The 18,938-nt window shown below is 67.1% G+C and carries 17 protein-coding genes and 1 pseudogene; 8 read left to right on the top strand and 10 right to left on the bottom strand.

Annotated features, from left to right (window positions below; all coding sequences use genetic code 11):
• Nucleotides 1-27: 27 nt before the first annotated feature.
• The 6 genes from AWC25_RS27140 to AWC25_RS10970 all read right to left on the bottom strand — a co-directional run bounded on the left by AWC25_RS27140 (nucleotide 28) and on the right by AWC25_RS10970 (nucleotide 5,086).
• A complete protein-coding gene (locus AWC25_RS27140) occupies nucleotides 28-624 on the bottom strand; it encodes an aldo/keto reductase (protein WP_211281038.1) in 597 nt (198 codons plus the stop codon).
• Nucleotides 625-645: 21 nt separating this feature from the next.
• Nucleotides 646-1,371: a cysteine hydrolase family protein gene (locus tag AWC25_RS10985; RefSeq protein WP_085166770.1), complete on the bottom strand. Its 726-nt coding sequence runs from the start codon at nucleotides 1,369-1,371 to the stop codon at nucleotides 646-648.
• A 90-nt stretch (nucleotides 1,372-1,461) separates the two neighbouring features.
• A complete protein-coding gene (locus tag AWC25_RS10980; RefSeq protein WP_069399604.1) occupies nucleotides 1,462-2,055 on the bottom strand; it encodes a TetR/AcrR family transcriptional regulator in 594 nt (197 codons plus the stop codon).
• A 45-nt stretch (nucleotides 2,056-2,100) separates the two neighbouring features.
• Entirely contained in the window at nucleotides 2,101-2,271 is a 171-nt protein-coding gene (locus AWC25_RS26795; RefSeq protein WP_155945930.1) for a hypothetical protein, read from the bottom strand.
• 170 nt (nucleotides 2,272-2,441) lie between these two features.
• Nucleotides 2,442-3,755: a hypothetical protein gene (locus AWC25_RS10975; protein ID WP_069399603.1), complete on the bottom strand. Its 1,314-nt coding sequence runs from the start codon at nucleotides 3,753-3,755 to the stop codon at nucleotides 2,442-2,444.
• 95 nt (nucleotides 3,756-3,850) lie between these two features.
• Nucleotides 3,851-5,086 carry a cytochrome P450 gene (locus tag AWC25_RS10970; protein WP_069399602.1) on the bottom strand — a complete coding sequence of 412 codons (1,236 nt, stop codon included), beginning with the start codon at nucleotides 5,084-5,086 and terminating at the stop codon, nucleotides 3,851-3,853.
• A 180-nt stretch (nucleotides 5,087-5,266) separates the two neighbouring features.
• Here AWC25_RS10970 and AWC25_RS10965 point away from each other — a divergent pair, with 180 nt between their 5' ends.
• Nucleotides 5,267-6,055 (top strand): adenylate/guanylate cyclase domain-containing protein, encoded by a 789-nt coding sequence (locus AWC25_RS10965; protein WP_085166786.1) that lies wholly within the window; start codon nucleotides 5,267-5,269, stop codon nucleotides 6,053-6,055.
• A gap of 70 nt (nucleotides 6,056-6,125) precedes the next feature.
• Here the strand turns inward: AWC25_RS10965 and AWC25_RS10960 are convergent, their stop codons facing one another.
• A complete protein-coding gene (locus tag AWC25_RS10960; protein ID WP_085166785.1) occupies nucleotides 6,126-6,890 on the bottom strand; it encodes an SDR family oxidoreductase in 765 nt (254 codons plus the stop codon).
• Between the two features lie 62 nt (nucleotides 6,891-6,952).
• Nucleotides 6,953-9,151 (bottom strand): FUSC family protein, encoded by a 2,199-nt coding sequence (locus AWC25_RS10955; RefSeq protein ID WP_069399662.1) that lies wholly within the window; start codon nucleotides 9,149-9,151, stop codon nucleotides 6,953-6,955.
• Between the two features lie 641 nt (nucleotides 9,152-9,792).
• Between AWC25_RS10955 and AWC25_RS10950 the strand changes: the two are divergent.
• The 3 genes and pseudogenes from AWC25_RS10950 to AWC25_RS10940 all read left to right on the top strand — a co-directional run bounded on the left by AWC25_RS10950 (nucleotide 9,793) and on the right by AWC25_RS10940 (nucleotide 12,689).
• A pseudogene (locus tag AWC25_RS10950) lies at nucleotides 9,793-10,487 on the top strand (PAS and ANTAR domain-containing protein).
• A gap of 31 nt (nucleotides 10,488-10,518) precedes the next feature.
• Complete coding sequence (gene galT, locus AWC25_RS10945; RefSeq protein WP_085166769.1) at nucleotides 10,519-11,601, top strand: galactose-1-phosphate uridylyltransferase; 1,083 nt, start codon at nucleotides 10,519-10,521, stop codon at nucleotides 11,599-11,601.
• The gene (locus tag AWC25_RS10940) at nucleotides 11,598-12,689 is read left to right on the top strand and encodes a galactokinase (RefSeq protein ID WP_069399600.1); all 1,092 of its coding nucleotides are present in this window, start codon (nucleotides 11,598-11,600) and stop codon (nucleotides 12,687-12,689) included. The genes galT and AWC25_RS10940 overlap by 4 nt, the downstream gene beginning before the upstream one ends.
• Here AWC25_RS10940 and AWC25_RS10935 read toward each other — a convergent pair.
• Both AWC25_RS10935 and AWC25_RS10930 read right to left on the bottom strand, forming a co-directional pair.
• A complete protein-coding gene (locus AWC25_RS10935; RefSeq protein ID WP_069399599.1) occupies nucleotides 12,686-13,171 on the bottom strand; it encodes a hypothetical protein in 486 nt (161 codons plus the stop codon). The genes AWC25_RS10940 and AWC25_RS10935 overlap by 4 nt on opposite strands.
• A 60-nt stretch (nucleotides 13,172-13,231) precedes the next feature.
• Nucleotides 13,232-15,607, bottom strand: a complete 2,376-nt coding sequence (locus tag AWC25_RS10930) for a lysylphosphatidylglycerol synthase transmembrane domain-containing protein (RefSeq protein WP_085166768.1) — start codon at nucleotides 15,605-15,607, stop codon at nucleotides 13,232-13,234.
• Between the two features lie 217 nt (nucleotides 15,608-15,824).
• On the opposite strand from AWC25_RS10930, the gene AWC25_RS10925 reads away from it, so the two are divergent.
• From AWC25_RS10925 to AWC25_RS10910, 4 genes are all read left to right on the top strand, one after another.
• On the top strand, nucleotides 15,825-16,769 hold the full coding sequence (locus tag AWC25_RS10925) for a class I SAM-dependent methyltransferase (RefSeq protein ID WP_069399597.1): 945 nt from the start codon (nucleotides 15,825-15,827) through the stop codon (nucleotides 16,767-16,769).
• A gap of 46 nt (nucleotides 16,770-16,815) precedes the next feature.
• Entirely contained in the window at nucleotides 16,816-17,331 is a 516-nt protein-coding gene (locus tag AWC25_RS10920; protein WP_069399596.1) for a nitroreductase family protein, read from the top strand.
• An 83-nt stretch (nucleotides 17,332-17,414) separates the two neighbouring features.
• Entirely contained in the window at nucleotides 17,415-17,870 is a 456-nt protein-coding gene (gene cynS, locus AWC25_RS10915) for a cyanase (protein WP_085166767.1), read from the top strand.
• Entirely contained in the window at nucleotides 17,870-18,871 is a 1,002-nt protein-coding gene (locus AWC25_RS10910; protein ID WP_085166766.1) for a patatin-like phospholipase family protein, read from the top strand. Before cynS ends, AWC25_RS10910 begins: the two co-directional genes overlap by 1 nt.
• The last annotated feature ends 67 nt before the right edge of the window (nucleotides 18,872-18,938 follow it).

Below are 18,938 nucleotides of genomic sequence, written 5' to 3'. Positions count from 1 at the left end.
TCCCATTACGGATGGTAGGGATGCCCATTACGGATGGTAGGGATGCGACTCGACCTCGATCACCGCAGGCTTGATTCGAGACGTGTCGAGAATCCGCCGGGTGCCCTCGGCATCGATGTCGGACAAGCCGATTGCTGCGGTAAGCCCTTCGTCGACAAGGCTTTCCATTGCGGCCCACGTCTGCGGCAACGTCACTGCGGTGTCGTAGATGACCGCACCGTGCGCGTCACGCGGGTCTTGGTCGTCCCCGGGCCGGAACGCGAAGGGTGTGTGCACCAGGTACAGGTCGACCGCGTCGAGTCCGAGTCGGTGCAGGCTCGCCTGTAGCGCGGGCCGGACCCGTTCGGGGCGATGGTTGTTGTTCCACAACTTGGTGGTTATGAACAGATCGTCACGACGCACCGTGCCCGCGGCGAACAGGTCTTTGAGCGCGGCGCCCACGTCGGCCTCGTTGCGGTACCGTTCGGCGGCGTCGAGGTGTCGGAACCCCACTTCGACCGCCGTCTTGACGGCTTCGCGGGTCTTGCGGTTATCGGAGAGCGATGTCCCAAATCCGAGCGCCGGCATCTGTTTGCCGTTGTGCAACACAAACTTGTGCCGATACAGCTGCTCTTTGGTTTCCATTTTCGGTGACCTCCTTGTGGGTCAAACACCCTCGCTGCCAACGTGTTTCGTCAGCGCTTGGACGGCCTCGGCGGTGGTCCAGACGGCGCTGGCCAGAAATCGGAAGTTCACCAACGCGGCCAGGTAGCCGTCGCCTTCGGGTAGGCGCGGGCCGGCGGTCGCATCCTTGACGACGGCGACCTCGAAGCCCTGCTCGATGAGTTCGCGCAGGTGGCCTTCCACACAGAGGTTGGCGGCCATTCCCGCCAGAACGACCTGGCTGACACCGCGCTTGCGCAGCTGCAGCACAAGGTCGTTGGATTCGGGGCCGACGATCTTGTGGGGCGAGGCGATCACCGTCTGGCCGTCGTGGATGTGATGGCGGTATTCGGGCAGGAAGTCGGCGCCGGAATCGGCGAACCCGGCCGTGGTGTACGCGCCCCGGCGTTCGAACATGCCGACATTGCGCATGAACTGTTCGAGCGGATCGCCGAACCGCCACTGGGTGTCGGTCGGATAGAAGTAGTGCGGCGACACCGCGACCGTGATCTTCGCGAGCTTCGCGGCGTCGAAGAGTTCCCCGAGGTGAGCGACGGTGCCGTTGTCACGAACGCTGCCCCCGAACACCGGCCACGACACTCCGTCGGGGCTGAGGAAGTCGATCTGCGGATCGGTGACGACCAGGGCGGCATGGTCGTGATCAAGCTCGAACTTCGCCCTCGGCAGCCCCGGGTTCTGCGGCTCGGCGTAGCTGGTCCAACTCGTCATCGCGGTGCCCCTTCGATTGGTTACGAACAGAATAGATGACCAGTCGTCTATAAATCAAGACCTCTGATCCGGCGTCGGGATGCGCAGCGATCAGTGCAGCAGTGCCGGCACCGTGACCGTCTCGAACCGGTCGTAGGGCGTGCGACTGCGGGTCACCTTCCCGCGCAGTGCGGCACCCTCCCATGCCTCGATCAGCAGCGAAGCCAGCTCGGCTGCACCGACATCCGAACGAACGTCGGAGGCGGGGTCACCCTGCCCGGCGCTCACGCATGCGGTGAGCGCCGCGTCCCAGCGGCCGAGAATCCGGACGAGCTCGGCGCGTACCCGTTCGCTCGCGCCGCCGAGCTCGAGCGAGAGGTTGCCGACCAAACAACCGAGCAGGAAGTCGCCCGCCTCGTGCTCGTCGGCGAGTGCGTGAAAGAAGCGGATGATTCGCTCTTCCGCCGATCCGTCCGCGTCAAGCATTGGGAGCAGCCGCGTTTCGATGTCGGACCAGTAGTGATCGAGGATCGCCGCGGCGAAAGCCTCTTTGCTGGGGAAGTAGGCGTAGAAAGAGCCCTTCGGCACCCCGGCGGCGTCGGTGATGTCCTTGACTCCGCTGGCCGAGAAGCCGCGCGCGTGTACCAGATCCAGTCCCGCCGCCAGCAGGCGGCGGCGCACCTCGGGATTCGGCGGCCGTGGCATGCCTAGAATGTTAGCCGACCGGTCGCCTACCTACCTGGGAGTCGGTTAGCTGCGCGCCCCCGGCCCCTGCACCACCAGGCCCATGCAATTGCTGCGGCACCGGATCCGGTGAATGATCCGCCCGACGGTGTCCCCACGGGAGGAGTACTGGTACCAGACCAGCGCGTCGGCCAGGCCGTCGCATTTGCGACATTTCTCGGTTTCACGTTTGTACATTGGCGTCCTCCATCCTGGGAAAGGGGGAATCGTCCAACGTTGGGCGACTTGGATTCAAAATTACCCCAGCATTAATCGCCGGGCCGTATCCCGCACCGAGAGTTATTCAATTTAAAACCGTACGCTACATCGACGCAGCTCAGCTGCAACGTAATCGATACATAGTTTGGTCAGAACCAGGGACCAGGATAATGACCGTCCTGATCTTGCACCATGACAATTTCCTTGCACTCACCGCCCGCAGTGGTTTCACCCCGGCAGACCAATGTCCAACCCGAAATCCGCTCGAACGGCCGGATGTTCCAATTCGTCGCGACGGGGTCGGGCGCGGGCAGGGCGAGCACCGAGAACGTCTGCCCGGCGTTGGTGATGTACAGGTGGTCGTCGAAGAAGGCCATCTTGGCGATCGGCAGTTTCTTGGCTTCGTCGCGATCCCTCAACAGGTCCCAGTGCCCGGTGCGCAGGTTCCATACCCCGAAACCGAATTGCGAGTCGGCAGAGTCCCGACCGTCGATGAACAGCTTGCCGTCCGACAAGGTCGCGGCCAGCCCGCCGCCGGAGACCCGGTCGGAATCGCCGATCTTGATCGGGGTCTTGGAGTTCAGGTCCACGAAGGTGGTCGACACCGCACCGGCGGCGTCTCGACGGGTGATCTGCACGAGTTTGTCCGGCCCGTCGGACAATTCGGCATCGACGCCTGTGACATCGTTGTCCTGATAGATCACTTCTCCGGACGGGCGGCGCAGCTCCGCTCCAGATGCGCTGTTGCCCTGCGTTTTTCGGTGAAACGACAGGACGTCCTGCCAAACCTGCGCAGGTTCGGGGTCATTCCACGCCGCGGCCAAGTCGCTAACCGAGAGCATGACCGTCCGGGGTGGCGAAGCGCCGGCATTCCCGTCGGTGAAGGCGTTGAGCCACGCCGCACCGAAGGTCGTTGCGCCCAAACGCCATTGCTTCGGATCGGTGAATTGCAACTCGGGGGTAGGGGGCTGGAGGTCTTTGGTCACGGCAGGCTGGCCGGTCTTGAAGTCGACGGCGTAGCCGGTGGTCTTGTGCACTTCGGGCGCGGGAGGCTGCGCGGTCTTGACCGTGGCGACCACATAGACGACCTTGAGGTCCGCCGCGGTGCCCGACAGCGCACACATGGCCCCGGTGAGGTTCTCGTCGGCCGGAATCGTCGGCAGCGCCGGCGCGACGTATTGGCCGGTTCTGGTGTCGAAAATCTTGGGCCGGATCTCCTCGAGCGCCGATTTGCCGGAATGGAATTCCTCCGGGCAGCCGAAGTAGGCCGTTCCGGCGTAGCTCTTCCAGTCCTTCTCCAGCGGGCCGGTGATCGGTGGCGGGGGCGGCACCGAGCTGCTGGTGGTCGGGGCGATCGAGGTCGAGGGGGTCGGCGTTGTCGCCGGGGGCGACGCCGTCTCCGAACAGGAGGTCAGCACCACGCAGGCCGCGGCTCCGGCCAGGGCGAACCCGTATGCGGACATACTTCGGCCCCGGAACACGCGCATCAGCAAACCCCCGTTAACTCCGTGTAACCAACGAGCGTAAAGTCGCCCCGCCGCGACCGCGACTCGTGCGGTTATCGCCGCACGTCGAATTCGAGGGGCACGCTGGTCGGCCCGCTCAGGCTCACCATCGGCTTCCACGGCACCGGCCCGACGATGCGCGGGTCGACCAGTCGCTGCGACAGCACGGTCAGCGCCTCCGCGAGCTCGCGGCGGGCCAGGTTGGCGCCCAGACAGTAGTGCACGCCCCCACCGAAGGTCAGGATCGGTGGAACCCCTTCGCGGGTGATGTCGACGCGGTGCGGCTCGGCGTACACGTCGGGATCGCGGTTGGCCGCCGCGGTGTTCACCAGCACCATGGTGCCCGCGGGGAAGAGGTAGCCATCGAGCTCGGCCTCGTCGACCACCAGCCGCAGCGTTCCGCACGCGATCGGCGAATGCCGCATGGTCTCCTCGACCGCGCGCATGGCCAGTTCGGGATTCGCTCGGAGCAGCTCCCGCTGCTCGGGGTGTTCGCACAAAACCTGCACCGAGGCGCCGACCTGGTTGCGGGTGGTGTCCGTCCCCGCCAGCAGCAGGCCGCCGGCCAGCATGCGCAGCTCGGCGGCGTTGAGGCGATCTCCGTCATCCTCGGCGCGGATCAGATCAGACAGCAGGTCGTCGGTCAGGCTGTGCCGGCGGCGGGCGACCATCCCGTCCACGTAGTCGTCGAGTTCGGCCCAGGCGCGCATCACGCCGGGTTCCAATGCACGGATGTCCGTGTCGAAGCTGAAGGCTTTGAAAATCTCGTCGGCCCACCGGGAGAACTGCTGCCAATCCTGGCGCGGGGCGCCCAGCAGCGCGCAGATGATCGGGACGGGATAGGGACGCGCGATGTCGGTGACGACGTCGCAGCGCCGGGCATCGGCCACCCGGTCGACGAGCTCGTGCATCAGCGCGGCCATGGTGTCGTGCAGCCGCCGGGTCGCTTTGGGCGTGAAGGCCTTGGCGGTCAGGGCGCGCAGCCGGTGGTGGGCGTCGCCTTCCAGGCACAGCAGGCTGTGCACCACCTTGTCGTACAGCGGTCCCGACCTGATGCCCTGGACGAGCAGGTTGATGCCGGGCGGGATCTGGAATCGGGCGTCCCGCAGGACGGTGCGCACCAGGCGGTAGGAGAGGACTTCGGGTCCGTACGGCCCCAACGCGATCGGGGCCTGCCGCTGTGCCGCTTCGATGCGCGGGTACACCTGCGCGGGAGTTTCGCCGGCCTCGTAATGCAGGGCGGGGAGGTCGGCGTCGAAAACGCTTGGGGGAGCGGTACCGACGGCCATGGCGGTCTCCTTAGCCCGGAATGCCCGGCGCGCAAAACGCCGCTAGACAACTTTCAAGCAATGTATGGCCATGGCCCAGGGGTGTCAACGACGACCCGGGTAAACGGGTGCGACGATCGACGGCCGGTTTGGGGCGGATGCCTCAGGTGCCACCCCCGCGCCGGGGGCGACACTGTGGGCATGGTTGTTTTCGATGCGGCATCGCGCCCGGCTCCGGTGCTGCCAAAGCAGCTGTGGGACCAGGTGCTAACCGAAGGTCATGCGCCTCTGGTCAGGGCGCGGCGGATCTTTCGCTATCTGCCGTCGGCGCCGCGTTGCAAGGTGTGCAACAACCCGTTCGGTGGGCCGGTCGGACGCGCCTTCGCCGCGGCCGGGTTCAGCCCGTCGCGCAAGAACCCCAACCTGTGCGGCCGGTGCTGCGACGCGCTTCCCCCGGGGGGCGCCGAGGTCGACGTCGCGGTGCTGTTCGCCGACGTACGCGATTCCACCGTGCTGGGCCGGCGCCGCGACGCGGCGGAGTTCGCCGGGCTGCTCAACCGCTTCTACGGGGCCGCGACGCAGACGCTGCTTCGCCACGACGCGGTGATCGACAAGCTGATCGGCGACGAGGTCATGGCCATCTTCGTGCGGGGCATCAGCGGACCGCAGTACCGGCGGCGCGCGGTTCTGGCGGGGACGGAGTTGCTCCGCGCGGTCGGCTACGGGTGTGCCCGGGGGCCTTGGCTGCGGCTCGGCGTCGCGGTCAACGCCGGGGTCGCCTACGTGGGCAACGTCGGCGAAGCGGTGGTCGATTTCACCGCGCTGGGCGATCCGGTGAACCTTTCGGCCCGAATGCAACAGCACGCCGCCGGCGGCGAGGTGCTTGTCGCCTCCGGAGTGGCCGACGACCTGATGGGCGGGGCGCCGCGCCGGCCGTTGCGGCTTCGCGGCTACGACAAGCCCGTCGAGACGTTTGTCCTGAGGGCATGAATTCGGTTGGTGCCGAAGAACATCGGCCCTAGGGGACGGACATGGGCATACACCTGAAACGAACTGTCCGCTACTTGCCGTGCGGGTCGCTGGCGTTCAGCGCCGCGACGACTTTGTCATAGTCACCGCGGGCCTCGCCGTATCGCAGGAACTTCACCCGCTCCACCTGAATCTCGTTGGCGTCGGGGTCATTCTCCAGCAGCCGCATGACTTCGTCGAGGAACTCCTCGAGTGGCATCGCGGCATCGTTGTCGCGTTGCCCGGGCATCAGATCCGTTTGCACCGACGGCGGCTCGAGCTCCTTGACTTCGACCGTGGAGCCCGCGAATTGCAGCCGCAGCGATTCGGTGAGCATGTGGATGGCGGCCTTGGACGCGTTGTAGCTCGGGGTCGCCCGCAGCGGCGCGAAGGCCAGTCCCGACGAGACGGTGACGATGGTGGCGGCCGGCTGCTGCTGCAGGTGCTCGACGAAGGCTGCGATGAGGCGGATGGGTCCCAACACGTTGGTGGTGATCGTCGATTCGGCCGTCGCGAGGAAGGAATCCGGGTGATGCCAGTCTTCGACCTTCATGATCCCCGCCATCGCGATCAGAACGTTGAGGTTCGGATGGCGTGCCAGCACCTCCCCGGCGGCCGACCGAATGCTTGCCGCGTCGGCGGTATCGATCCGCACCGTGTCGAGCCCGGGATGCTCGGCGGCGATCTGGTCGAGCAATTCGGTTCTGCGGCCCCCGACGATGACGGTGTTGCCCTTGGCCTGCAGCCGCAGGGCCAGTGCCAAACCGATTCCGCTGGTCGAACCGGGGATGAAAATGGTGTTGCCGGTAATCTCCAAGGGGCGCCCCCTTTCGTCGTGTGCCTCGAGCTTGTCGAACCGATCGGATACTGCGCCAGCCATTAACTCGCTGTCGAGCGGCTGGGCTTATGGGTCTCGCGTGCGCCGAGGCCGATAGCGGCAATGATGACGGCCCGTTCGATCTGGCGCAGCGCGTGGATCGCGGTGAGACACCGCTCGGTGGCCGGCTGCGGCGGCGCATCGGGTGGGCCGCAGACGCCGCCGGGATGGCGGGCCAGGGCCTCGGCGGCGTCGAGCGCATCGGTCGTGGAGTCCACGGTCGCGGGTCCGTGCCCCTCGACGACGGTCAGCAGGGCGTCGATGTTGCGTCGGGTCTGTTCGGCGGCCGCGGTGAAGGCTTTTGCGATGTCGTCGGTTGTTGAGTCGGCCGGTGCGGCCGCTTCGCGGGGACCGTGGTAGCGCTCGCTGTTGCGGGCCAGGCTTCGGCCGTAACGATCGCAGGCGGTGAAGATCCGCAGGCCGCGCCGAATGGTGCGGCGACCGGCCAGGCCCGCCACGCCGGCGAGCAGCGGCTTGGCGGTGATCCGGAACTGCTGCAGGGCCCGGTCGAGCTGGCGTGCCTGCTCGGTCGGGCTGACGGTCTCGTCCTCGCCGAACATCGTCGCAGCGGAGATCTCGATCAGCGTCGACAGTGCCTGCAGGAAGGCGCGGGTGTCCTCGCGGATGGCGGTTCTGGTATTCGTCGGCAGCACCAGGATCGCCACGGCGATGCCGATCACCGCGCCGATCGCGGTCTCTTCGATCCGCAACATCAGCACGCCCGGGGAGAACTGGCCGAGCAGCCCGTACAGCAGGGCCAGCATCGTCGTGATCCAGAACGTCATCAGGCTGTAGGTGACGGTCATGAAGTAGAAGGCGCAGAACAGGCAGACGAAGATCGCCACCAGCGCGGCGGTCTTGTCACCGGCGAACAGGGTGGCCGCCAGGATGCCGCAGGGCACGCCGAGCGCCGTGCCGAGCATCCGCTGCCAGCCCTTGGTCAGCGTTTCCCCCCAGGAGTTGGTGCCCGCAAAGATCACGAACGCAGCGATCACCGCCCAGAACCATCGGGCCGGCGACACCAGCTCGCCGGCCACGATCGTCAACGCCGCGGCAACGCTGGCCTGGATGGCCTGGCGGGTGGTCTGCGACAACCCATCGTCCGGGCGCTCGTCTTGCACCTCCGGCTCGTCGGCCGAGTCGCCTTGCGCGTCCTGCGGGTCGGTCGCGCGCGTCGGCGCAGCGGCCGTGGCGTGCTCGACGATGGCGCGGACTTCGGCGGTCGCGTTGGCGGCGTTGATGATCGCCAGCGCGAGACGTCGTACCGCGGTGTCCGCGGGATGGTCGGCCGAGGTGGGCGGGGGCTGCTGGTCGAGGATCGCCTGCGCCCGTCCGGCGGCCTGTTGCAGACCGGCGAGCGACGGGATGCGGATCGACCGCGCGAGCTGGGTCAGCGCGTCGACCAGTCCGAGGCGGGTACCGGCCGGAATCGCGCCTGGGTCGGCGGCCGCGATGGACGCCGCTTGCCCACCGGCATTGGCGACCCACTCGACGGCCAGTTCGGCGTCGAACAGCCACGGCGCCAGCTGCTGGCTGGTCACCCCCGGCCACAGCACGGCCGGGTCGGCCTTGTCTTCGATCTGGGTCTGCACCATCAGTGCGGTTTCGTTGAGGCGGATGATGCGGGCTCGCATGTGGCGCCGTCGCCGTTCGTCGAGGCGTCCGGTCCGAACGGCGTCCGCCGTGGTGTCGACAACGATCGCCATCCGCGCGCGCAGCGCCCGAATGGTGTCGCGCAACACGCTTTCGGGATGGTCGGGCAGCACGTAGGTGCTCATCACATAGGTGCACACCGTGCCCACCACGACGGCGCCGATCATCCACGGCAGCTCGGAAACGTTCGCGCGCAGATACAGCGTGAAGAAGTAGGCCATGAACGCGACCATGCCGAGTGCCCGTCCCCGGGGCCCGTAGCGGCGGATGTAGACCGCGACGAAGACGACCACGACGAAGACGGCGTCGGCCGCGATGTAGTGCGACGTCAGCAGCGTCGCGGCGACGATCGACAGCGCGGCGGGCAGCGGCAGCAGTGCCATCGTGATCCGCTGCCGCCGCGGATCGGGCTCGTTGACGGACCGGGCCGCGATCATCGTGATCACCACCCCGAGCAGTGCGACGGTCAGCGGCTGGCGGGTTACCCGGGTCAGCACGAACAGCAGCGCTAGCGAACACGCCAGGGCCGCCGTCGTGCGGGTCGCCATCCGAAGCCTCAGCAGGCCCGGATCGGATCCGATCCACCAGTTTCGCGCCCACTCGTAGCGCGCCCGAACGACGCCGCCCAGCCCGCCGGCGGGGCCGGACTCGAGATCGTCACGCCGGGTACCGCCAGGGCTGCGGTCACGGACTTCACGTCCACCCGACACTCGCTACCGCCTCTCTTTCGCTCACCCTATGGCGCGGCCGGGTCGCGCTCACCTCGGCTTCGACGCCAACCACCAAATGCCGGGCCATCTATTGCTAACTCCCTGTATAGCTGTAACGTAACGGCTATGGCGGACGCGATCTGCGCGGTGTGTCAGGGAAGTTTTTTCGGACGTTCGGACGCGGTGTACTGCTCGTCCGCCTGTCGGCAGAAGGCCCATCGGGCGCGCACCGCCAGACGAATCTCGACACTGCGGGAACACTCGGTGCGAGTGGTCAGCCCGCCGGTGATGACCCCCCGGGACTGTCAATCGTTGCGTGATGACGTCGCGTCCTCCATTCGACGCGCGCAATTGCAGATCGACCGATCGCGCGAACTGTGCCGGGTGTCCGAAGAACGGCTGCACCACGGTGTGGCCGGGTCAACCAGAGAGCGTTCGGCGGATAGCGCCGTCGCCCCGACTGCATCGCAGCGTGCAGCATGGCTTGGGACGGCCAAACCGAGGCCGTAGAGCAGGCTCTGACCGGCGGAGCCCCGGAATCGGTGGCCTGGTTCCGGTTCCATTTCGAAGACCAGCGCTGGCAATGGTCCGAACACGTGCAGCGGCTGCACGGCTACGAACCCGGCACGGTGACACCGACCACCGAGCTGGTGCTATCCCACAAACATCCCGACGACCGGCGTCGGGTGACCGCGACGATCACCGAAATGGTGGCCACGCGTCAGGCGTTCAGCACGCGGCACCGCATCGTCGATACGCGCGGCGGGGTCCACCACGTCGTCGTCGTGGGCGACCAAGTGTGCGACGACCACGGGCAGGTCATCGGCATTCACGGTTTCTACGTCGACGTCACCCCGCAAACCAAACGCCCCGCGGAAGAGGCGATCACCGCGAAGGTCGCGGCCATCGCCGAGCGGCGCGGTGCGATCGATCGAACCAAGGCATGCTGATCCTCGTCTACGGCATCGACGCGGCGGCCGCCTTCAATCTGCTCAAGTCGCTGTCCCAGGTACGCAACATCAAGCTGGCATTGCTGGCTCAGCAGATCGCCCAGGATTTCTGCCGGTTGAGCGCCGAGGGCATCGCGGCGCGCACCGCCTTCGACGAGTTGCTGCTCACCGCGCACGAGCGTCTTTCCGACGCGATCGGGGACTCGCACAGCACGTCGGCGTGACCAACGCAGGACCAGGCTAGTCTTCGACATCGTGACGGCGCCGACACGGGCGAAGCTGGCCGACGGCCGCGACCTGTTGTTCTTCGCGTTGCCGGGGCACCGCCCGGCGCCGGTGGCTGATCGCAGACCCCTCCCGCCACGGCAACCAGAGCAGTCGCAGCTGCGGTTCGACCGGACAACCGGGCAGTGGGTGATCGTCGCGGCGTTGCGTCAGGACCGCACCTACAAGCCGCCGCCCGACCAGTGCCCGCTGTGCCCTGGACCGACGGGCCTCACCAGCGAGGTGCCCGCAAAGGACTACGACGTCGTCGTGTTCGAGAACCGGTTTCCCAGCCTTTCCGGCGTCGGTCGGCCGTTGGGTGCGCCGTCCGGTGCCGGCTTCACCGCCGTGCCCGGGCATGGGCGGACCGAGGTGATCTGCTTCTCCAGCAACCACACCGGGTCGTTCGCGCAGTTACCACCCGCCCATGCCCGGCTGGTCGTCGACGCTTGGCGGCACCGCACCGCCGAGCTGATGGCCACACCGGGTATCGAGCAGGTGTTCTGCTTCGAAAACCGCGGTGAGGAAATCGGGGTGACCCTGACCCACCCGCACGGCCAGATCTACGGCTACCCGTACCTGACACCGCGAACCGCTGCGATGCTCGGCCAGGCGGACGCGCACCGAAAGAGTCACGGTGACAACCTCTTTGCCAGCCTGCTGGCCGCCGAGGTGGCCGACGGCAGCCGGATCGTCACCCGCAACGAGTTGTTCACCGCGTTCGTGCCGTTCGCGGCGCGCTGGCCGGTCGAGGTTCACATCTACCCAAATAGGTTCGTGCGCAACCTCATTGAACTGAACGGCGCCGAACTCGATGCATTCGCGAAACTTTACCTCGACGTGCTGGGTCGGTTCGACCGGATGTATTCCGCACCCCTGCCTTATATTTCGGCGCTGCATCAGTTTGCCGACGCCAGGGCGCAGGCCGAGGGATACTTCCATGTCGAGTTGATGTCGATCCGGCGCAGCGCCACCAAGCTCAAGTACCTGGCGGCCTCCGAATCCGCGATGGACGCGTTCATCAGCGACGTCACCCCGGAAAGCGTGGCCGAGCGACTGCGGGGACTCGGGTGACGGTCCGTTACGCCGCCCCGGGACGGATCAACCTGATCGGGGAACACACCGACTACAACCTCGGGTTCGCCCTGCCGATCGCGTTGCCCCAGCGCACCGTGGTGACTTTCGCACCCGAGGACACCGGCGTGATCTCGGTGCGCAGCGATCGCGCCGACGAGGCCGTCGCCATCCCGCTGACCACGGCCCCCGGTGAGGTGCCCGGCTGGGCCGGCTATGTCGCCGGGGTCATCTGGGCCCTCGGCCGGGCGGGACACCGGCTATGCGGCGGCGCGATGTCGATCACCAGCACGGTGGAAATGGGATCGGGCCTGTCGTCCTCGGCGGCGCTGGAATGCGCGGTGCTGGGTGCGATCACGTCGGCCACGGGGATTCGCATCGACCGCAACCAGCAGGCACGGCTGGCACAGCGTGCCGAGAACGAATATGTCGGCGCCCCAACGGGTTTACTCGACCAGTTGGCGGCGATGTACGGCCAGCCCGCAACCGCGCTGCTGATCGACTTTCGCGACGTCACCGTCGAGCCGGTGGTTTTCGACCCGGACGCGGCCGGCGTCGCGCTGCTGCTGATCGACTCCCGGGCGCGGCACCGGCACGCCGGCGGCGAGTACGCCGCGCGGCGCGCGTCGTGCGAGCGGGCGGCGGCGGATCTGGAGGCGTCGTCGCTGCGGGATGTCCAGGACCGCGGCACCGCCGTGCTGTCGGCTATCAACGGTGCGATCGACCGCCGCCGGGCACGGCACGTGCTGACCGAGAATCGGCGAGTTCTCGATTTCGTTGCCGTGCTGCGTGATTCGGATTTCACCGCGGCTGGACGGTTGATGACGGCCTCGCACGCGTCCATGCGGGACGACTTCGAGATCACCACCGCGCAGCTCGACCTGATCGCCGACACCGCCGTGGCCGCGGGAGCATTGGGTGCCAGAATGACCGGCGGTGGCTTCGGCGGGTCGGTGATCGCGCTGGTGCCCTCCGACCGGGCCGAGGCGGTCGCGGCCGCCGTGCGCCGGCAGCTGCGTGAGGCCGGCTTCGACGAGCCGGTGATCGGCCGCACGCGGGCGGCCGCGGGCGCGGGGCCCGACGGTTAGGCGACCGGGGTGAGCCGGATCGCCGCCAGGTGCATCCGGTCGACCGCCTCGCCGAATTCCTCCGCCGTCGGAATGCGCCGGTCGCGGAATTTCAGGCCGATCATGGTCTGCGCGCGCCGCACGCCATACGATTCGGCGCAGCGGTGGTAGAGGTCCGAAACGATCGCGGGGTCGCGGATCAGTTCGCCGCGCATGGCGGTCGTGTTGCCGTCGTAGCTGACCCGCGCGGGGGCGCCGCCGCGGAAGTTCTGCTTCCACGCAGCACCGGTCAGCGCATACAGCTGGTTGTCGATCACGTGGGCGCTGACCGGAACTGTGAACGGGCGCCCCGTCTTTCGGCCGGTGAAGTTCAGCACCATCAGCTGCTTGCGGGCCGGGCCGGCCAGCGGGGTGCGCAGCAACAGGCTCAGCACGGGGTTGACGAGCTTGAGCAGGGCCGACGGCGGGTGTCCGGCGTCGATCGCGTACGGCTGTTCTGCCATGCACCCACGGTACGGCCACCGGCGGAGTCGAGCGGTCTTTTCGCGCGGGATCTACGGGGACTAGACCATGTCGTTGTCGGTTAGCCAGCGCATCACCGGCCAGCCGATGAAGACCGGCAGCCAGCAGGTCAGCACCCGGTACAGCAACACCGAGGGCACCCCGACGGCGGCGGGCACACCGAAGGCGGCCAGACCACCGATCAGTGCCGCCTCCACGGCACCCACGCCGCCGGGCGTCGGCGCGGCCGAGGCCAGGGTGCCACCGACCATCGTCACCACGGTGCACGTGACGAACGTTGCGCCGCCGCCGAAGGCCTGGACACTGGCCCACAGCGCCAGCGCCGCGCCGAGAGTGGTTCCGGCACAACCCAGCAGGATCAGCGCAAGACGTCTGGGCTCGCGGACCAGTTCGACGAGATCGTTGGTGACCTCCTCCAGTCGCGGACGCACCGCCGTGGACAACCAACCCCGCAACTTGGGCACAAACAGGAACGTGCCGACGATGCCCAGCGCCACACCCGCGATCAGGTACAGGACGGTCGCCCCGGGGACGAAATGCGAGAGATCCATCGACGCACCCGCCACGGTGCTGAACAGGACCAGCAACACCAGGTGCATGATTACTTGCACCGACTGCTGTAGCGCCACCGCGGCGGTGGCTCGCATGACCGACAGGCCGCCCTTCTGCAAGATCCGGGTACTCAGCGCCAGCCCGCCCACCCCCGCCGGGGTGGTGGTGGCGGCAAACGTGTTGGCGACCTGCGCGATCGACAGCTTCCAGAAGTTCACCGTGCCGTCGGTGCACGCCCATAACGCCGCCGCCGCACCGACATAGGTCGACGCCGAGATCACCACACCCAGCAGCGCCCACCACCAGTTCGCCGTCCGCAGTTCGGAAAAGAACGTCGGGACGGTGCTGATGAACGGATACGCGACGTAGACCAGAGCGCCCAGCAGTACCATCTGGATGACCTGGCTGCGGGTGAACCGGGTGATCGTCTGCTTCTCGATCTGGTCGGCGCCGGTCTGCGCTTTGACCTCGGCGCGGGCGGTCGAGATGACGGCGGATGCATCGCCGACCGACTTCCGAACACGTTTGGGCACAGCCGATTTGGTGAGGCGGCGGGACGCCGTCAAGATCGCGTCCTGGCCGAACGCGTCAATCGCTGCCCGCACCGCCGACGTCGCGTCGTACAGCGCCGTCGTGGTCACCAGCAGTTGGGCCAGGTCGGACTGGAGCTGGGCGTCGGTGGCGCCGTATTCGGCGTTGCCGAACCCGCCGAACAACACCGTCCCGTCGTCGACGGTGATCTCGTGGCAGCGCAGATCGCCGTGCGAAATCTGATAGTCGTGCAGCTTTCGCAGCGATTCCCACACCCGCGCGACCGGCGTCGTCTTCGTGCATTCGTCGAGCGGAATCCCCCGAATCGGCTTGTGCGCGTAGAGAGTCCAGCCACGATCCAGGGCCGCGAAAGCCAGCGTCGACGTGTTGGCCACGCCCACCTCGTTGACCGCGATGGTCATCAGCGCGCGATGTTCGACGGCGCGGCGCATCGAGGCCTGCAGGGGCGCGGTTTCCGTGTCGCGCAGCCGCAGCTTGCGCCAGAGCTGCCGAAGCGCGCCGCCGCTGCGCTGGTGGGGCCCGTACAGCTCGATCGCGGCCGTCGAATCCGGATCCCCGGAATCCGTCGACAGCACGATCGGCCCGGGTCCGGCGGGACGGACCACCATGAGCCGCGACACGATGAATCCGCGTTTGGCCATCGCGCGTACCGCTCCCACCAGCGGTACCTCCAGCGCCGGGGTGCCGACCACCAGCACCACCAGCGCGCCGACGAACCACCCCACCGCCAGGCCCACCAACGAGCGGGCCGGGACGATGGCGCTGATGACCAGATGGATCGGGACGAATGCGAGCAGCAACGCCCACCACCAGTGCCGCCAGCGGGCCGGCAGCCACGGGCCGGAGACGGTCAGCACCGCGGCCAGCATCGCGATCCAGCGCGGGTCGTCGAGGAATTGGGCCGGCAGGGTGCTCAACCGATCCGAGACGTCGAAGTGCCATCGGGGCGCCGCGAGTCGGTTACTGCTGACCGACAACGGCAGTGCCGCGAGAAACGCGGCGGCCCCGTAGGCGCCCAACAGTTTCCATTGCCGAGCAACGACCAACCCGATCAGGATCATGAACGGCAACGCCAGAATCGCGAATCCGTAGAGCAGGTACACCACGTCGGATTGGGTCGGGGTCAAGACCCCGACGATCTCCGAGACGGACTTCTCCAACCGCACCCAACTGGTGCGGGTGACCAGCGAGCCGGTGATAACCGCGGCAAGGAACACGGTCGCCAAAATCAGCCGCAGAATGTCGTTGGTGCGCCGGTTGACCGGTTGCAGCAGCTTGCCGGAAACGCTGATGTCGCGCCCGTCAACTCGCATGCGAAAAGATCCTTCGCGTCGCGGCCGCGCGGTTAGCGGCCCGCCGACAACTTAACCGGATACCTCCCGGTAAGGGGATGAACCTGCCCGACGGGTTGGTTACCTGCGGCCGAGACGTCGCGAATCGCGCGCCTCGCGGACACAGCTGGCGGACAGCTCGCTGACGTAAGGTCGGCCAAAACGGGTGCCGACGGGTCGAAGTCAGGAGGACAACAGCATGGCCAGAACCGACAACGACAGCTGGGAGATCACCGAGAGCGTGGGGGCGACGGCGCTGGGCGTCGCGGCATCCCGCGCGGCGGAGACCGAGAGCGACAATCCACTGATTCGCGATCCGTTCGCGCGGATCTTCCTCGATGCCGCCGGCGACGGCGTATGGAATTGGTTTTCCGCCCCGGAACTGCCCGCCGAGGTGCTCGAGACCGAACCCCTGCTGGCGGAGCAGATGCAGGCGATGGTCAGCTACATGGCTTCCCGGACGGCCTTTTTCGATTCGTTCTTTCTGGACGCGACAACCTCCGGTATCAAGCAGGCGGTGATCCTCGCGGCCGGCCTGGACGCGCGGTCCTGGCGGCTGCCGTGGCCGGACGGCACCACGGTCTACGAACTCGACCAGCCCAGGGTGCTGGACTTCAAATCGTCCACGTTGGCCGAACACGGCGCCGAACCCGCCTGCCGCCGGGTCGCCGTTCCAGTGGACTTACGCCAGGATTGGCCGACGGCGCTGCGGGAGGCCGGTTTTGACGCCTCGGTACCCAGCGTCTGGTCGGCGGAGGGGCTCATGCCGTACCTGCCGGCCGTCGCCCAGGAGTTGCTCTTCGAGCGCATCCAGGGGCTCACGGTTGCCGGCAGCCGGATCGGCGTCGAAGCGCTGGGCCCGAAGTTCCTCGACCCCGAGGCCCGCGCCCGTCGCCGCGCCCGGATGGACCGGGTGCGCAACGTCATGACGAAAGTCGATCCGCAACGCGAGGTGCCCAGCACCGATGAATTGTGGTACTTCGAGGAGCGCGAGGACGTCGGGGAATGGTTCGGCCGGCACGGCTGGAACGTGACGGTCACCCCGTCGTTGGAACTGATGGCCGGGTACGGCCGGTCCGCCGCCGAGGAGGTCGAGGACGACGTCCCGGCCAACCTGTTCGTCGCGGCCCAGCGGATGGCCTAGCGCGGCCACGAAAACCGTTGGGAGAAAAGCAAACACGAGGAGCGAGATGGAACTCTGGGACGCGATCCGCGCTCGGCGCAATGTTCGGCAGTACAAACCCGATCCCGTGTCGGAGGAGGACCTGAACCGGATAGCCGAGGCGGGGTGGCGCGCGCCGTCGGCGAAAAACCGCCAACCGTGGGACTTTGTGATCGTCACCGACCCGGTGCAGCTGCAAGAGCTGTCCACCGTCTGGCGCGGCGCCGGGCACATCGCGTCGGCCCCGGCGGCGATTGTGTTGGTGGTGCCCGTTCCGCCGGACGAGCGCAGGCTGGTGATGGACAACTATGACGTCGGCCAGGCGACGATGGCGATGATGCTGGCCGCCACCGACCTCGGCATCGGCACCGGGCACTCCTCGGTGGGGGATCAGGAGAAGGCGCGCGCGATTCTCGGGGTGCCGGAGGACCACCTGGTCGCCTTCATACTCGGGATCGGCTATCCCGCCGATCGTCCGCTGGTACCGATCCGCAAGCCGGACCGCCGGCCATTCGACGAGGTCGTGCATCACGGACGGTGGTGACGGTCATGCGCCGCTGGCCGGTTTACAACACGTCTTGTCACGGTGATTGGGCCGACGCAGGGCGAATGCCGCATGCTTGATTCATGAACAGAAACGAGATCACCGAACAGATCGTCGTTGCGCGCCTGACGCGTGGCCTCACCTGGCAGGAACTGGCCGACGCCATCGACCGGCCGGTGATGTGGACCACCTCGGCGTTGCTCGGCCAGCATCCGATCCCGCCCGAGCTGGGCAAGCAGCTGGTCGAAATGCTCGGTCTGGATCAGTCGGTGGTGCCGGTGCTGGCCGCCCCGCCGATGCGCGGGGGCCTTCCCACGGCGGTGCCGACCGACCCGACCATTTACCGCTTCTACGAGGCGCTTCAGGTGTACTGTGGCGCCATCAAAGAGCTGATCCACGAGCAGTTCGGCGACGGCATCATGAGCGCCATCAACTTCAGCGTCGACCTGCAGAAGAAGTCGCACCCGTCCGGCGACCGCGTTGTCGTGACCTTCGACGGCAAATACCTTGCCTACGATTGGGTTTCCGCAGAGGAGTAATGGCCAAAGCAAAGCCCGCGGATCTCGTTCTCTCCGGCGGCGGCGTCAAGTTCATCGGTCTGGTGGGCGCCATCGTCGCCCTGATGAACGCCGGGTATCCGTTTCCGCGGGTGTCGGGCGTTTCGGCCGGGTCCGTGGTCGGGGCGATCCTGGCTGCCGCGTCCAAGGGCGACCAGCTGAGCAGTCAAGAGGTCAAGGACCTCGCGTTGTCGGCGCCGTTGCGCAAATGGCGCGACTCGGGGCGCGTCCCCCTGCTGGGTGCCGCCTGGGGACTTGTGCGTGACACCAGCATGTTTCGCGGTGACGCCGCCTACGACTGGATTCGTAGCGAGCTGAAGAACTTGGGGGTCACCCACTTCGGTGATCTGGTCATGGATGAGAACTCGCTGCCGGAGGGACGACGCCACAAGCTGGTGGTCACCGTCGCCGATGTGACGGCGGCCCAGTTGGTGCGGCTGCCCTGGGACTATCGCCGGCTGTACGGGCTGGACCCCGACGACCAGCTGGTCGCCGACGCGGTGCGCGCGTCGATGGCGATCCCGTTCTTCTATCCGCCGGTCAAATTGACCGGCGGCACGGGGGCGACGTCGGTGCTCGTAGACGGTGGGGTGTTGTCGAACTTTCCGATCGACACCTTCGACCGATTCGACGGAAAGCCGCCCCGCTGGCCAACATTCGGGATCACCGTGCTGCCGAGGCTCAACGAGGGTTTCAGCGCGGTGATGCCCGCACTCAAACCCCTGCGGTTGTTCGAGCAGACTGCGTTGCTGGAAAGCCTGCTCACCACCATGTTGACCGGACACGACCAGACTCACCTCAACCAGCCGTGGGTGGCCGCCCGCGCGATCGCGGTCGAATCGACCGATGTGGGTGTGCTGGACTTCGACATCGGGATCGATCGCCTCGAGGCGTTGTACGAGAAGGGCCATCAGGCGGCACAGGAATTCCTGGCGACCTGGAATTGGTCGGCATATCTCAAGCGGTTCCGCTGGACGGTCTGACGGGTGGCGCAAAGGTGAAGTGACGAGCGCACGCGGTCGTGTCAGACTCCGGGGTGGAGGAGGCGAC

Source organism: Mycobacterium sherrisii, assembly GCF_002102355.1.
Taxonomy (GTDB): Bacteria; Actinomycetota; Actinomycetes; order Mycobacteriales; family Mycobacteriaceae; genus Mycobacterium; species Mycobacterium sherrisii.
This window is presented reverse-complemented; position numbering and strand designations above follow the sequence as displayed.